Source organism: Leucobacter sp. UCD-THU (assembly GCF_000349545.1).
Classification (GTDB): Bacteria; Actinomycetota; Actinomycetes; order Actinomycetales; family Microbacteriaceae; genus Leucobacter; species Leucobacter muris.
The window spans coordinates 422,148-435,809 of the sequence record NZ_KB714601.1 but is presented as its reverse complement, the minus strand read 5'-3'; the positions used below and the strand labels follow the sequence as shown (position 1 = coordinate 435,809).

The 13,662-nt window shown below is 68.7% G+C and carries 13 protein-coding genes; 9 read left to right on the top strand and 4 right to left on the bottom strand.

The window, feature by feature from the left end; translation table 11 throughout:
- The first annotated feature begins 39 nt into the window (after nucleotides 1-39).
- The 3 genes from H490_RS22980 to H490_RS22975 all read left to right on the top strand — a co-directional run bounded on the left by H490_RS22980 (nucleotide 40) and on the right by H490_RS22975 (nucleotide 2,839).
- Entirely contained in the window at nucleotides 40-249 is a 210-nt protein-coding gene (locus H490_RS22980) for a hypothetical protein (protein ID WP_017883808.1), read from the top strand.
- The gene (locus H490_RS0115855) at nucleotides 246-1,436 is read left to right on the top strand and encodes a Vms1/Ankzf1 family peptidyl-tRNA hydrolase (protein WP_017883807.1); all 1,191 of its coding nucleotides are present in this window, start codon (nucleotides 246-248) and stop codon (nucleotides 1,434-1,436) included. Before H490_RS22980 ends, H490_RS0115855 begins: the two co-directional genes overlap by 4 nt.
- A gap of 170 nt (nucleotides 1,437-1,606) precedes the next feature.
- A complete protein-coding gene (locus H490_RS22975; RefSeq protein ID WP_017883806.1) occupies nucleotides 1,607-2,839 on the top strand; it encodes a carboxylate-amine ligase in 1,233 nt (410 codons plus the stop codon).
- Nucleotides 2,840-2,868: 29 nt separating this feature from the next.
- Here the strand turns inward: H490_RS22975 and H490_RS22970 are convergent, their stop codons facing one another.
- Entirely contained in the window at nucleotides 2,869-4,302 is a 1,434-nt protein-coding gene (locus H490_RS22970) for an aldehyde dehydrogenase family protein (RefSeq protein WP_017883805.1), read from the bottom strand.
- A 509-nt stretch (nucleotides 4,303-4,811) separates the two neighbouring features.
- Nucleotides 4,812-6,287, bottom strand: coding sequence for an APC family permease (locus H490_RS22965; RefSeq protein WP_017883803.1), 1,476 nt, complete (start codon nucleotides 6,285-6,287; stop codon nucleotides 4,812-4,814).
- Nucleotides 6,288-6,446: 159 nt separating this feature from the next.
- On the opposite strand from H490_RS22965, the gene H490_RS22960 reads away from it, so the two are divergent.
- On the top strand, nucleotides 6,447-7,421 hold the full coding sequence (locus tag H490_RS22960; protein ID WP_017883802.1) for an agmatinase family protein: 975 nt from the start codon (nucleotides 6,447-6,449) through the stop codon (nucleotides 7,419-7,421).
- Nucleotides 7,422-7,518: 97 nt separating this feature from the next.
- Here H490_RS22960 and H490_RS22955 read toward each other — a convergent pair whose 3' ends face one another.
- Nucleotides 7,519-8,013, bottom strand: coding sequence for an Lrp/AsnC family transcriptional regulator (locus H490_RS22955; RefSeq protein ID WP_017883801.1), 495 nt, complete (start codon nucleotides 8,011-8,013; stop codon nucleotides 7,519-7,521).
- A gap of 157 nt (nucleotides 8,014-8,170) precedes the next feature.
- Nucleotides 8,171-8,947 (bottom strand): IclR family transcriptional regulator, encoded by a 777-nt coding sequence (locus tag H490_RS22950; RefSeq protein WP_017883800.1) that lies wholly within the window; start codon nucleotides 8,945-8,947, stop codon nucleotides 8,171-8,173.
- Nucleotides 8,948-9,073: 126 nt separating this feature from the next.
- On the opposite strand from H490_RS22950, the gene H490_RS22945 reads away from it, so the two are divergent.
- Genes H490_RS22945 through H490_RS22925 form a run of 5 tightly spaced genes read left to right on the top strand, consistent with a single transcriptional unit; the run spans nucleotide 9,074 to nucleotide 13,653 of the window.
- Nucleotides 9,074-9,847: an alpha/beta fold hydrolase gene (locus H490_RS22945; RefSeq protein WP_017883799.1), complete on the top strand. Its 774-nt coding sequence runs from the start codon at nucleotides 9,074-9,076 to the stop codon at nucleotides 9,845-9,847.
- Nucleotides 9,844-11,802 carry a flavin-containing monooxygenase gene (locus H490_RS22940; protein ID WP_017883798.1) on the top strand — a complete coding sequence of 653 codons (1,959 nt, stop codon included), beginning with the start codon at nucleotides 9,844-9,846 and terminating at the stop codon, nucleotides 11,800-11,802. Before H490_RS22945 ends, H490_RS22940 begins: the two co-directional genes overlap by 4 nt.
- 3 nt (nucleotides 11,803-11,805) lie before the next feature.
- Nucleotides 11,806-12,009 carry a tautomerase family protein gene (locus tag H490_RS22935; protein WP_017883797.1) on the top strand — a complete coding sequence of 68 codons (204 nt, stop codon included), beginning with the start codon at nucleotides 11,806-11,808 and terminating at the stop codon, nucleotides 12,007-12,009.
- Nucleotides 12,006-12,842, top strand: coding sequence for an ABC transporter ATP-binding protein (locus H490_RS22930; RefSeq protein WP_017883796.1), 837 nt, complete (start codon nucleotides 12,006-12,008; stop codon nucleotides 12,840-12,842). The genes H490_RS22935 and H490_RS22930 overlap by 4 nt, the downstream gene beginning before the upstream one ends.
- Nucleotides 12,835-13,653: an SDR family NAD(P)-dependent oxidoreductase gene (locus H490_RS22925; protein ID WP_017883795.1), complete on the top strand. Its 819-nt coding sequence runs from the start codon at nucleotides 12,835-12,837 to the stop codon at nucleotides 13,651-13,653. Before H490_RS22930 ends, H490_RS22925 begins: the two co-directional genes overlap by 8 nt.
- Nucleotides 13,654-13,662: the final 9 nt, after the last annotated feature.

The following is a 13,662-nucleotide window of genomic DNA, read 5'->3' as shown; positions in this document are numbered from 1 at the left end:
ACGATCCAGTGCGACGACAGCGACCGGGAGGAGAGCACGATGAACGCGGAGCGCGGCAACACGAAGCACGGCCCCCAGCAGGACGAGCAGCTCGAGCAGGAGACGCGAGGGATGGTGCAGGGCCACGGGGGCAGCCCGCACGTCGAACCGTTCCGCGAGAGCGAACCGCTGCCCGACGACACCGACGCGCCCGAGGTGGAGCGCGCCTTCCGAGGAGACCGCCGCGACGGGGAGGAGGGCGACGTATGACCGCCAACGCTGATCTCGCCGAACTGCTCGCCGAGCCGGGGCCGTGGACGTTCGCCTACGTCGACGGGCCGGGCGCCGAGCCCCAGGTGGTCGAGGAGTCGCGCAGGGATTCCGTGCGCGACCGGCTGCTCGAACTGGGAGCCCCCGAGCAGGATGCACGAGCGGTGCTGCGCGCCCTGGAGCAGGCGACCGGCGTGCCGAGCCCATCTGCCCGGTACCTGCTCGTGCGCGGCGGCGAGGTGGCGCTCGACGCGAGCTTCGCGCAGCCCCGCCGCGGGCCGGAACGGCTCGGGCACGGCCCGGTGCCCGAGATCCTGCCGCTGCTGCGGCATCGGGCGTCGTCGATCCGGTACCTCGTCGTGGAGACCGGGCGCGAGGGCGCGGATGTGCGCGCCGAGTCGGCCGACCGATCCGCACCGCAGCACGTCGTCGAGGTGGAGGGCCGCGACGACAGCCTGCCGAAGGTGCAGGCCGGCGGGTGGTCGCACGCCCGGTATCAGCGCCACTCCGAGGAGATCTGGAAGCACAACCAGTCCGAGGTCGCAGAGGTGGTCGACCGCCTCGTGCGGGAGGAACGTCCGGTCGTGGTGGTGCTCGCGGGCGACCTTCGGGCGCGGCAGTTGCTGCGGGAGCGCCTCGCGCCGGCGAGCCGGGAGCTCGTGGTGGAGGTCGAAGCGCACACCCGCGCGGCGGGGTCCGACGAGCGGGTGCTCGACGACGCGATCGCCGATGCGCTGACGGAGCGCACGCACCGCGCCGTCGAGGAGGCGCTCGACCGCGCCTCCGCCGAGAACGGGAGCCGGGGCGCGAGAGGCATGGGCGCCGTCGTGGAGGCGCTGCAGCAGGCGCGCGTGGAGACGCTGCTCATCGACGGGCGCTCGATCGACGCCGAGCAGACGGACGTCGAGAGCGGCGAGGACGGCGAGGGCCGTCGGGGCGCGGAACGGCTCGAAGCGCTCGACTCCGCGCCGTGGGTCGCACTCGGCGGCGCGTCGGTGCCCGGCGAGGCGGCGAGCCTCGGATCGCGGCCCGCCGACGAGGCGCTCGCCCGAGCGGCGATCCTCACGGGCGCGCAGCTGCACGTGCTCGAGGAGGACTACGCGGCCGCGGACGAGCCGCGACCGGACCGCGCGCCCCGGCAGCCGGTGGCCGTGCTGAGGTGGACCGAGAGCCTCGCAGGCCCCTGAGGGAGCCCGGGCCAAAAGTCAAGGGGCTTACCGGGCGCTGCCCCACCCTCGAAGCTGGATGCGATTCCCGACGACGTGTCGGCGGCGCAGCCGACGGGCCGGAGCGGCTCGGGATCGGCTGGCCGCCGGTACGGATGACCGGCTCGAGAGCGGTGGACGGGAGGATCAGCATGGTCGCGAGGAACGCCGAATCCGCGCCCCGCACGGTCGGGGTCGAGGAGGAGCTGCTGCTGGTGGACCGCCACTCGGGTCAGCCGATCGCCGCCGTCGAAGCGGTGATCGATGCCGCAGAGGTGCTGCTCGGGGGCGAGCGCCGTGATCCCGGGCCCGGCGACGGGGAGCGCGGCCCCGGGGAGCGCCGCTCAGCGGCCCTCGGGGGCGGCACCGCCCCTCCCGGGTTCGACCGGGAGGTGAAGCGGGAGCAGATCGAGATCGTCTCGCCCCCCTGCGCCACTCTCGACGAGCTCGCGCGGTCGATCCTCGACGGGCGACGGTTGGCGGATCAGGCGGCGCGCCGCGTGGGCGCCCGCGCGGTGGCGATGGGCACGAGCGCGCTGCCCGTCGATTCCCACCTGACGCCGAGCCCCCGCTACGCCGCGATCGGCAAGCGCTTCGGTCTCACGATGCGGGAGCAGCTGACCTGCGGCTTCCACGTGCACGTGGCCGTGTCGAGCGACGCCGAGGGCGTCGCGGTGCTCGACCGCATCAGGCCTTGGCTACCCGTGCTGCTGGCGCTGAGCAGCAACTCGCCGTTCTGGATGGGCGAGGAGACCGGGTACGCGAGTTACCGCTACCAGGTGTGGGGCCGCTGGCCGTCGGCCGGCGCCTACGACGTCTTCGGATCGCCCGGCGAGTACCACCGGATCGTCGAGTCGCTCATCGGCAGCGGCGTCGTGCTCGACTCCGGCATGGTGTACTTCGACGCCCGTCTGAGCGATCACTACCCGACGGTCGAGGTGCGGGTGGCCGACGTCTGCATGGACGCGGGCCACGCCGTGGTGATCGCCGCCCTGGTGCGCGCGCTCGTCGAGACCGCGTCGCGGGACTGGCGGCGCGGTGCGGCGCCCTCACCGGCGGAGACCGGCCTGCTGCGGGTCGCCATGTGGTCGGCGAGCCGGTTCGGGATCGGCGGCAGCGGTCTCGTCGATCCGATCCTCGGGGCGCCCCGCAGCCCCCGTGCGGCGGTCGCGACCCTGCTCTCCCACGTCGCCTCCGCGCTCGACCACGCGGGCGATCGCGAGCTTGTGGAGAGCGGCCTCGAGCGCATCCTCGCTGAGGGCACGGGTGCCGACCGCCAGCGACGGGTGCTGCGCCTCTCGGGCGGCCTGCGCGCCGTCGTGATGGACGCGGCCGAACTCACCAACCGGGGCTCGGTGCCGTCGAGCGCGCCCACGGCGGCGTAGCGATCCGCCGGACCCTCACCGCCGGATCCTCAGCGACGCACGGCCGCACCGAGGTGCACCACCTTGACGGTGGCCATCTCGTCGAGCAGCTCGGGGCCGTAGCCGAAGCCGGATCCGCTGCGCCCGCGGGGCTGCGCCGACCCGCCCGGGGCGCCCCCGAACACGGCGTTCACCTTCACCGTTCCCACGGGCAGCGCGTCGATCGCGTGGTGGGCGTGGGCGAGATCGGCGGTCAGCACGGTGGCCGCCAGGCCGTAGTCGTCGTGCGCGGCCGACTCGACCGCCTCGGCGAAGCCGTCGACCGTCATCACCGCGGCGACCGGCCCGAACGTCTCCTCCGAGAAGATCCGCATGCTCGGCGCGCAGTCCGAGAGCACGGTCGCGGGGTAGCGGCTGCCGGCCCCCTGGGGCAGCTCCCCGCCCGTCAGCACCCGCGCGCCCGAGGCGACGGCGTCCGCGACGTGGGCGTGCACCGTCTCGCGCATCCGCTCGTCGACGAGGGGTGCGACGACCCCGCGCTCGGTGCGATCCGATGCCTCCTCCGCGAGCGCCGCCAGGAACTCGTCGGCGATGTCGCGGTGCACGAAGATGCGTTCCACGGCCGTGCAGATCTGCCCGCTGTTCGAGAAGGCGCCGACCGCCGCCTGGGCGGCGGCCCAGCGGGGATCCACGTCGGCGTCGACGATCAGCGCGTCGTTGCCGCCGTTCTCGCGGATGAGGTGCGCGCCCGTGAGAGCGACGATGCGGGCGATGCGCTCACCTGCGAGGGTGGAGCCGACGTGCGCGACGACGTCGACGTCGGGCGAGCCCACGAGCATCTCGCCCTCGCGCGAGCCGCCGATGACCGTCGCGATCACGCCGCTCGGGAAGTGCGGCTCGAGCACCTCCCCGAGCAGCCGGCCGAGGTGCGGGCAGCGCTCGCTCGGCTTGTGCACGACGGTGTTGCCGACACCGAGGGCCGCGCCGATCAGGCCGGCGCTCACCGCGACGGGGTCGTTCCAGGGGGTCACGAGTGCCGCGACCCCGCGCGGTTCGGCGCGCATGAGATCCAGAGCCTCATTCTCCCCCAGCAGGCTGCGCCCGCGATGGAGCGGGGCGAGTTCGGCGTACTGCAGCAGCGTGTCGACGGCCGCCCGCACTCCGCCCGCGGCCTCCTCCCGGTCCCGACCCGTCTCGCGGTGATTGAGGTCGGCGAGATCGTCCTCCCGCTCGCCGAGCGCGTGCGCGGCGCGGCGGAGCGCCGCTCCCCGCTCGGCCGCGGGGGTCGCGCGCCAGGCGGAGAAGGCTCCTCGAGCCCGCGCGACGGCCTCGCGGATCGCGCTCTCCGCGGCGACCGGCACCGTGCCGACCGGGGTGCCGTCGTGGGGATCCGTGATCGCGATGCCCTCGCCCGCGCCCGGGTTCGACCTCGTGCCAGGGTCGGCGTTCGTGTGCGGGTCGGTGTTCGTGCCCTCGGTCGTCATGATGCGCGCTCCTCGTCTCGTGCTCGTGCCGTCTGCGGTCCCCCTCCCCTTACCCGAACGGGGCGGGGTTCACTCGCGGAGCTGTTCGCCGGGCGCGGAGCGTGGCGGGTGGAGCGGGCGGGGCGGGCGGTCGCCTGCGGCTGCGCGCCGGCTCGCGACCCCGCGGGAGGGTGCGGGCGGAAGCGGTCTCAGAGAAGGCGCTCGGGCCGGTATCGGGGGAGCGGGATCGTGGCTTCGAGCTCGTCGGAGTCGTCGTGGATGTTCGTGATGGGCGGGGCCGCAGGCGGCTGCGTGCTGTCGGTCATGGCGTGCTCCTTCGTGCAGGGACACTCAGTATCGGCGAGACCGGCGTCGCGCGGGAGGGGCTGGTGCCGCCGTGCGAATGCCGGATATGATCTTCGGTTCGGCGGGCGAGGGACGCGGAGAGCGCGAGGGCGCGAGGGGCGCGGTGCGGGGCCCGGCCCGCCCTCCCGGAGAACGGGAGGACGGGCCGGAGCGGCGAGACGGCCTCAGTCGACGCCCACCACGGTTTCGGGTCGGGTGAGCGCCCGATCATCCATGCCGGGCGAGCGTTTCCGCATGGTGATGTAGATCACCGCGCCGATGCCGGCGATGAGCAGGGTCGCGAGCACCGAGGACCAGTCGGCGAGCCAACCGCCGCCGCTCTCGCGGGGCCACAGCACGTTGATCGTCTCGAACACCAGCCACGCCAGCGCGATCCACGAGACCGGGCCGCCCCAGCGGCCGAGGAACAGCGGCTCGTCGCTCGGGGGCGTCCACCGCTTCGTGGCCCTCGCGATCGCGAACCCGAGCACCGGGAACGTGAATGCGAGGAAGAAGCCGATCACTGTGAACGCGATGAGGATGTTGTACATGCCCTCGCTCTGCAGCGGGATGAAGAGCAGCATCGGGATGATGCCGGCCACGAGCGTAGCGGTGATGGGCAGCGACTGCCGCCCGCGGAGCTTGCCGAGGGAGCTGGCGAAGGGCAGCTTGCCGTCACGTCCGTACACCCAGATCACTCGGGAGACCGCGGTGTGGATGCTCATGAGGCTGGCGAGGAACGCGATGATGAACATCACGAGAATCACCTTGACCGCTTCGCCGGGCAGGTAGTGGGCGAGGATCGCGAGCACCGGGTCGGCCGCGGCCTCGGTGCTCGTGAGGAAATCGGCGCTCGGGATCGCGAGGATGAAGGCCAGGCCGGTGAAGAGCACCGTGACGGCGATGAGGACAATCGACCAGACGATCGCGCGGGGAACCGCCCGGCGCGGCTCGTGCACCTCCTCGGCGATGGTGCTCGCGCTCTCGAAACCGAGTGCCGACCAGCCGGCGAAGACGAGGGCGAGCACGAGCGGGGCCGAGAGCAGGGCGCCGCCCGGCGAGAGATCGAGGCCTTCGAAGAGGATCGCCGGGCTGTTGTGACGCTCGAAGAGGAGCAGGTAGACGCCGATGCCGATCGACGCCACGAGTTCCGCCGCGACGCAGGCGTAGGCGATCGCCTTCACCACCCAGCGCCCGGCGAGGTTCAGCGCGGTCGTCACGGCGAGCATGCCGATCGCCAGCAGCGTGACGAGGGCGACGTTGCCGGCGTCGAGGTCGAAGAGCGCGGCGACGAAGATCGCCGCGCTGTACGAGACCGAGGTCAGTGCGATCAGCAGGGCGCAGATGTAGGTCCAGCCGGCGAACCAGCCGTAGCGCTCCCCGAGCAGGCGACGAGACCACTGGTAGACGCCGCCCGCGTCCGACCAGCGGGAGGCCAGCACGCCGAGCGTGAGGGCGACGAAGGTCTGGCCGACGAACACCACCACCCAGCCCCACCAGAAGCCGGGCCCGACGGCCTGCAGCCCGACGCCGAAGACGCTGTAGATCGCGACGATGGGCGAGATGAAGACGAAGGCCATCGACAGGGCCGAGCCCGTCGTGAACTCTCGCTTCATCGTTCTGCCCGGCTCGGGCGCCGCCAGCGTGCCTGATTGGCTCATGTGAACTCCAATGTTCCTGTCCTCAACATTCCAGCGACTTGAAGGTACCCTTATCTCGGCCTAATGTGCAATACTAGCGACGAATTACGGCGCTGTAATGAAGATCAGGGGCCATAATTCGGACCGCAGTGATCGAATCGGAGTTTTGAGGGAAATATCGTGAGTGCGCACAACCAGATCAGTAATTTCGCGGCCATCTCGAGCGGGGTGATCTCGCTTCTGGGCGCCCCGCACGTGCCCACCGATGAGCTGCGCGACCGGCGCCCCAGGGCGGCGTTCCTCGGCTTCCCCTACGAGGGGGGCAACGCCGCGATCGAGCGCCCGGGAAGCTCGAACGGGCCGCGAGGGCTCCGCATCGCCTCGAACATGACGTTCCCCTGGTCGTTCGAGTGGGACGTGGATCTCTTCGAGAGCTACGACCTCGTCGACTGCGGCGACAGCCCGGTCGCAGTCGGCAATCTCGAGCGCACGCACGAGATGGTGCAGGCCGAGATCGCCAAGATCCTGGATGCCGGCGCCATGCCCCTCATCGTCGGCGGCGACCACTCCGTGTGCGTGCCGGGAACCCGCGCTCTGTCGGAGCACCTCGGCAGCGATCGCAAGATGGGGTACGTGCACCTCGACGCCCACCTCGACGCGGGCGAGGACATCGGCGGCGAGTATCAGACCAACTGCAGCGGGCTCGTGCGGGCCGCCGACCTCCCGAACGTGAGCCCCGAGAACGTCGTCGCCATCGGCGCGCGCGGCACGATCAACGTGCCCGACTGGTGGGAGGCCGTGAAGCGGCGGGAGATCAACGTGGTCACCATGTCCGACGTGCGGCGGGGAGGCTTCGAGAAGACCATCGCCGAGGCGCTCGACCAGGCCTGGGACGGCGTCGACGGCGTCTACGTGTCCTTCGACTGCGACGTGATCGACTCCGCCTACGCCCCGGGCACGACGGGCCCCGAGCCGGGCGGCTTCACCGGTCCCGAGATCATCCGCATCGGTCAGATGATCGGGGAGCGGGGGCCCAGCGCGGTCGACAACGTCGAACTCGCCCCGCTGTACGATCCCAGCAACATCACCGCGCGGCTCGTCTGGGAGGTGCTGAGCCAGATGCTCTTCGCCAACGCGAAGCACAATCTGCGGTAGTGCGAAGCCCCGGGAATGGCGCGGGACGGATCAGCCCGAGGCGATCCGGCCCGCACCCTCCCGGGGTGTCCGGCTCCTGCCGGAGCCGCGATCCCGGCTACCCCTCAGGATGCGCGATGCTGTGCTCGGGCAGGTGCTCCTTGGTCACGTCGGGCACCTCCCACTCGTAGCCGAACTTCGCGATCCTGAGCACGTTGATGGTCTCGGTCGAGGTCACGCCCTCGAGTTCGCCGATCTCCTTGAGCAGGAAGTCGGCGAGGTGCTCCCTCGAGCCGAGGAAGGCCTCGGCGAGCAGGTCCCAAGGGCCGGCGACGTGGGCCAGATAGCGCACCTCGGGCATCGCCGCGACCCGAGCCGCGACCTGCTGCAGCTTCGACCGCTCGACGTTGAAGCCGACGTAGATGCAGGTGTCGAGGCCGATGAGATCGGGGTCGATCACGGGCAGCACCTTCAGGCCCTGATCCTGCGTGAGGCGCTGCAGTCGCTTCCGCACGGTGCGCTCGGTCAGGCCGACCCGCTCGGCGATGCGGGTGTTGGCCATGCGGCCGTCCTCGCGGAGACAGGCGAGGATCATGCGATCCTTCTCGTCCATGGATCGCACTCTGCTCATTTTCGGCCCTTCATCGAGATTCCGGGTTGTGATTCGACCCTTTCGCCCCGAATATAGCGCAAGACGGCTTGTCGTCTCTTGAAGTGGGCGTCGCTCAGGTGCCTCCCTGTCGCGAGGATCGGACGAACCGCCGGAGCCTTTATGCGGCGATCTCCCCGGCCACCTCGTCGATCTCACTCTGCGCCGCACCCACAACCGACATCAGGAGTTCGGCATAGTCGGACACGACGTCTGCGCTCAGACGATACACGGGGCAGCAGATCGAGATCGCCGCGACCGGGCGCCCCCCGACGAGGATCGCCCGCGCGACGCCTCCGACGTCGTAACGGTACCCGCCGAGGTTGAACGCGTAGCCTCGCTCCCGGGCTTCGGCGAGCGTCGTTCGGAGCGCCTGAGGCGTGGCGATGGTTCCCGGAGTGAATCTCGCCAGCGGAGCGGAGAGATAGTTCTCGACATACTCATTCGTCTGGAACGCCAGCTGGATGAGCCCGGGAGAGACCGCATGTGCCGGCGAGCGGCCGCCGACCTTGATCACCGACCTCACGGGGCGGGTCGAGACCAACTGCTCATCGTAGACGACGAGGCGGCGCTCCAGGTGGGTGAGATGGATCGACTCCTGCGTCAAGCGGTGCAACTGGGTCATGTACGGGAAGAGCGTCTCCTTGTAGGAGGCGACTCCCGTGGTTTGCTGCAGCGTGGTGCGGAGCACCGGGCCTAACTGGTACTGCTTTGCCTGGTTTTGTGACAACCATCCACGCGACACCAGTGTCTGGCAGATGCGGTACGCGCTCGCCTTCGACATGTCGAGTTCGCGAGCGATGAGCGTGGTTCCGGCGCTGCCTCGATCGGCAATCAGCTCGATCACAGTGGTGGTCTTGGTGACCAGCTCCAAAGGCTCCGAGCGTTTCTGTGCCATGTTGGCCATCGTATCCGGGTGGCGCGTGTTTCACTAGGCGAAAAGCAAGATTACATTGACTGGAATATGTGCTTGTGTTTCTGAGAACGCGAACAGCAACGAAGCTTGAAAGGCGCGCACAGGCACATGAATCACCTGAGAAACGAAGAGATACCGGTCGCCTTCCTGCACAGCCTCGGGGCGGATGCCGGCTCATGGGCGCGTGTCGTCGATCTGCTGCCCGCCGACATGCTGGCCATCACACCGGAGACTCCCGCCCACGGGGAGCAGCCGCGTCCCGGTGAGCACAGCCTCCTCGATTGGGTAGCCTCGCTGCGGCGGCAGATACGAGCCGAGCACCAGGGGCCGGTGCATCTCGTCGGGGTCTCGATGGGAGGTTTCCAGGCCGTCGCATACGCGGCACTGCACCCAGAAGAAGTCCGCTCACTCGTGGTCTCCGACTCGTTCATCTATCTTCCGGAGCAGACGGTCGAGGCGCGACTGAACAGCATCGACGCGTCGGTGGTCGAGGCTGGAATGCGCGGCTATGCCGAGCGCTACGTCGAGACGACCCTGACGCGCGATGTTCCCGAACCGCATCCGGGCCGGCTAGTAGACGCAATCGCCGGTATTCCAGCCGACGACTATGCCGCGGTAGCGGCCGTCTGCTTCGGCGTCGACGCGCGGAAGCTTGCTGCTCGGGTGGTCTGCCCAAGTCTGGTGCTCATCGGAGACCGAGACGAGAAGACGCCTCGAGTCCTCTCTGAAGAGGTAGCGACCGCGCTCGGAGAAAGCCTGATCGTGGAGATCCCCGGATCGGGGCACCTGCCGAACCTGGATGCGCCAGAGGAGTTCGTCCGCGTCATCGTCGACTTCATCCGCAATCCGTCAACCCGCAAGGAGAACCCCCACCGCTCATGAGCACCATCGAAATCAATCCCTCAGTCGCACCGCAGCTGCCGAACTATTCCAAGAGCGAACTACGCGGCTTGGTCGCCGGTGCGGAGCTCCCGCCGCTCCTGGCGACCCTGGCCTTCCTGCTCGGCGATGAACGATTCGTCTCCGAACAGGTGAGACCCCCGCTCACTCCGGCGCAGGCCGAGATCTTCCCGCAGGGCGGGATGTCGCCGGAACAGCAGGAGCAGGCTCGGACACTAGCAGTGGAGGGGGTGGCGCGGTACCTCTCCGGAGAACGCGCCGCAGTCAGCGTGCCGCCCCAGCGCATTCTGGATTTCCTCACCGGTGGAGAAGCGCAGGAGTACGAAGATCTGCTGCTGCACGAGCTCGGCGAGCCCAAGCACGGCACGCCCACCGTTCCGAGGGGGATCGATCTCTCTCGCTATCGGGTGGCCGTGATCGGCGCCGGAATGTCTGGTCTCGCGATGGCGTACAACCTGAAGCGCGCCGGGGTAGACCACGTGGTGTTCGAGAAGAACGCGGGATGCGGAGGCACCTGGCTCGAGAACCGCTACCCGGGGTGCCGGCTCGATACGAACAATTTCGCCTACTCCTTCTCGTTCGCGCAGAGAGCCGACTGGCCCGACCAGTTCTCGAAGCGAGATGACATCTGGCAGTACTTCGACGTCGTGGCCGACGAGTACGAGATCCGAGACAAGATCAGGTTCAATACGTACGTCAGTTCCGCCGTTTTCGACGAGGATCAGGCGAAGTGGCTGGTGACCTCCGCCGGCTCCGACGGGCTCCCTCTCACCGAAGTCTTCGACTTCGTGGTGATGGCGGTCGGCCAGCTCAACACTCCCAAGCTGCCGGACATCCCGGGGATCGAAGACTTCGCCGGCGAGTGGTGCCACTCTGCGACGTGGCCTGAACACCTCGACATCACGGGTAAGCGTGTCGCAGTCGTGGGCACGGGCGCCAGTGCCTACCAGATCGTCCCCTCGATCGTCGACCAGGTGCAGGGGCTCTACGTCGTTCAGCGCACAGCGCCCTGGATGATGCCGACACCCACCTACCAGCAACCGCTCCCCGAGGGCATGCTCACTCTTCTGCAACTGCTTCCGGAGTACGCGAAGTGGCTGCGCTTCTGGCAATTCTGGCTCGCGGCAGAGGGCAGGATGTCCCTCGTCACCGTTGACGCCGAATGGGATCGTGCCTCGAATGCCAGCACCATCTCCATGTCGAACCTGCAGTTCCGCGAACAACTGCTCGAGAGATTCCGCAGCCAGTTCGCGGACCACCCCGAATTGCTGGAGAGAGTGATCCCCACCTACCCGCCGGGTGGTAAGCGCCTTCTGCGCGATGACGGATCATGGGCGCGGGCCCTCACCTCTCCGCACACGGAACTGGTGACCGACGGAGTCGAGCACATCACGCCAGGCGGGCTGATGCTTGTCGGGGGCCGGGAGATCGAGGTGGACGTCATCGTCTACGCCACCGGCTTCGCCGCGAGCGACTTCCTCTCCACCATCGATGTGCGCGGCACGGGCGGCACGTCGATCCGGGAGTTCTGGGATGGCGAGGCCCGCGCATACAAAGGGGTATCGGTGCCGGGCTTCCCCGGCCTCGGGATGCTCTACGGCCCGAACACCAACCTGGTGGTCACCGGTTCAGCGGTCTTCATGTCGGAGTGTGCAGCCGAGTACATCGTGCGGCTCATCATCGAGATGGAGCTCCGCGGCGGTCGGCAGATCGACGTGACCGATGAGGCGTACCGCGAGTACGCGCGGGAGATGGATCGCGAGAACAGGCTGCGCGCCTGGGGCGTCGACGGATTCGACAACTGGTACAAGAACAAGCGGGGCACGGTCACTCAGAACTGGCCGCTCTCGCTGCATCGCTTCTTTGAGGACTCGAGAAGCGTCGAAACGCAGGACTACGTCTCGGTGTCGCCGAGCAAACGAGAAGGAAGCGAGTAGAAGATGCCGTACATTCAAGTTTTCGAGGCCCAGCAGCGAAGCTCTGAGGAGGCGGGACGCATCGTCCGCGCCGTCACCGAAGCCTACGCGCAGTCGGCCGAGATCCCAGCCGCCAAGGTGCAGGTGGTTCTCTCCGCGATCCCGCGCGATCACTGGGGCGTCGGAGGGAAGACGCTCGAGGCGCAGGACGAAGAGGCGAGGTCATGAGCACGCTCGCAGACGCGGTCTCCGAGGAGGCCTCCGTCGTGATGCGGGTGAGTGGTCTCAAGAAGGTCTATGGCCAAGGAGACGAGGCGGTCGAGGCGATCAGCAACATCTCTTTCGAGGTGGCGCGAAACGAGCTGATCTGCGTGGTGGGCCCCTCCGGCTGCGGAAAGACCACGCTGCTGCGGTGCATCTCCGGGTTGATGAGCCCGAGTGAAGGCGAGGTCGAAGTGTTGGGCAAACGGGTGACCGAGCCGCCGGCGGACCTCGGGCTGGTATTCCAGGACTACAGCAGGTCGCTCTTTCCCTGGATGCGGGTGGCTCAGAATGTGGAGTTCACGCTGAAACGGCTGCCGATCGACAAGACCGAGCGTACGCGGCGTGTGAGCGAGGCCCTCGAAGCAGTCGGCCTCAGCGGTTTCGAGCGCAAGTACCCGTGGCAGCTGTCGGGCGGCATGCAGCAGCGGGTGGCTATCGCCCGCGCGCTGGCCTTCCAGCCGAAGGTGCTGCTGATGGACGAGCCCTTCGCGTCGGTCGATGCTCAGACGCGCAGCGAACTCGAAGATCTGGTGCTCCGGCTGCGCCACACCTACGATGTGACTGTCGTGTTCGTCACGCACGACATCGATGAGAGCGTCTACCTGGCCGATCGCGTCGTCATCCTGTCGTCCCGACCGACCCAGGTGCGTGAGGAGCTCGCGGTCGACCTGCCCCGGCCGCGAGATCAGATCACCACGAAGGAACTTCCGGAGTTCGCGCATCTGAGGGCGCACGTGTTCGAGTCCATCATGACCTCCGTGCGTCCAGGGTCGCCCCTCGGAGCGGATCGTGGTTGACCAGGACGTCAGCGCGGTTCCCGACTATCTCACGCCGGTGAGATCGGATGGCGCTGCGATCGTGTTCGGCGCCGGGAACGGCATCGGCCGACAGGCTGCGCACGCCTTAGCGCAGACGGGCAAGCGGACCATCTGCGTCGATATCGACGACCGGCGAGCGCGACGGGTGGCCGATGAGGTCGGCGGGATCGCCTGCAGCGCGGACGCCACGGAGCAGGTCGGAATGGAATGTGTCATCGAGGTCATCGAGACAGAGGGCCTGGTCGTCGACTGCGTGGTCGATGTCATCGGGGTCGCGTACTTCTCGAGGGTCGACGAGATCGATGACGGTTCCTGGGATCGACAGCTCGCGATCGTGGTCGACCACGCCAGACGCATTCTGCGAGATCTGCAGCCGCGGCTTCCGGACGGCGCCACGATCACTTTCGTCAGTTCGGCGGTCGCGCACAGCGGTGGCCAGGGCATGGCGGCGTATGCCGCAGCCAAGGCCGCCCTGCACTCGCTCGTGCAATCGGCGGCCGTCGAGCTCGCCGAGCGACGGGTACTGGTGAACGCGGTATCGCCCGGAGTCGTCGCCACACCCAGGATGAACGAGCTGCTCGCCGGGAAGCGCGCCGAGGAGTTCGCGCGCGCGATCCCGCTCGGCCGACTCGTGACGCCACAGGAGGTCGCAGCGGTGCTGCTGTTCGTCGCGCTCGGATCCTGCGGATCCCTCACAGGCCAGTCGATCGTCATCGACGGAGGGACCTCCGCACGATTCCCCTATCCAGATTTCGTCGACCGGGGTCGGCCGCCCTGCAGCGACGGGTAGTCCGTAGGC

Coding starts and splice junctions, on each gene's coding strand:
- H490_RS22930 (WP_017883796.1), top strand. CDS start 12,006: ATGAGCACGCTCGCAGACGCGGTCTCCGAGGAGGCCTCCGTCGTGATG.
- H490_RS22950 (WP_017883800.1), bottom strand. CDS start 8,947: ATGGCACAGAAACGCTCGGAGCCTTTGGAGCTGGTCACCAAGACCACC.
- H490_RS22980 (WP_017883808.1), top strand. CDS start 40: ATGAACGCGGAGCGCGGCAACACGAAGCACGGCCCCCAGCAGGACGAG.
- H490_RS22945 (WP_017883799.1), top strand. CDS start 9,074: ATGAATCACCTGAGAAACGAAGAGATACCGGTCGCCTTCCTGCACAGC.
- H490_RS22940 (WP_017883798.1), top strand. CDS start 9,844: ATGAGCACCATCGAAATCAATCCCTCAGTCGCACCGCAGCTGCCGAAC.
- H490_RS0115855 (WP_017883807.1), top strand. CDS start 246: ATGACCGCCAACGCTGATCTCGCCGAACTGCTCGCCGAGCCGGGGCCG.
- H490_RS22935 (WP_017883797.1), top strand. CDS start 11,806: ATGCCGTACATTCAAGTTTTCGAGGCCCAGCAGCGAAGCTCTGAGGAG.
- H490_RS22975 (WP_017883806.1), top strand. CDS start 1,607: ATGGTCGCGAGGAACGCCGAATCCGCGCCCCGCACGGTCGGGGTCGAG.
- H490_RS22965 (WP_017883803.1), bottom strand. CDS start 6,287: ATGAGCCAATCAGGCACGCTGGCGGCGCCCGAGCCGGGCAGAACGATG.
- H490_RS22970 (WP_017883805.1), bottom strand. CDS start 4,302: ATGACGACCGAGGGCACGAACACCGACCCGCACACGAACGCCGACCCT.
- H490_RS22955 (WP_017883801.1), bottom strand. CDS start 8,013: ATGGACGAGAAGGATCGCATGATCCTCGCCTGTCTCCGCGAGGACGGC.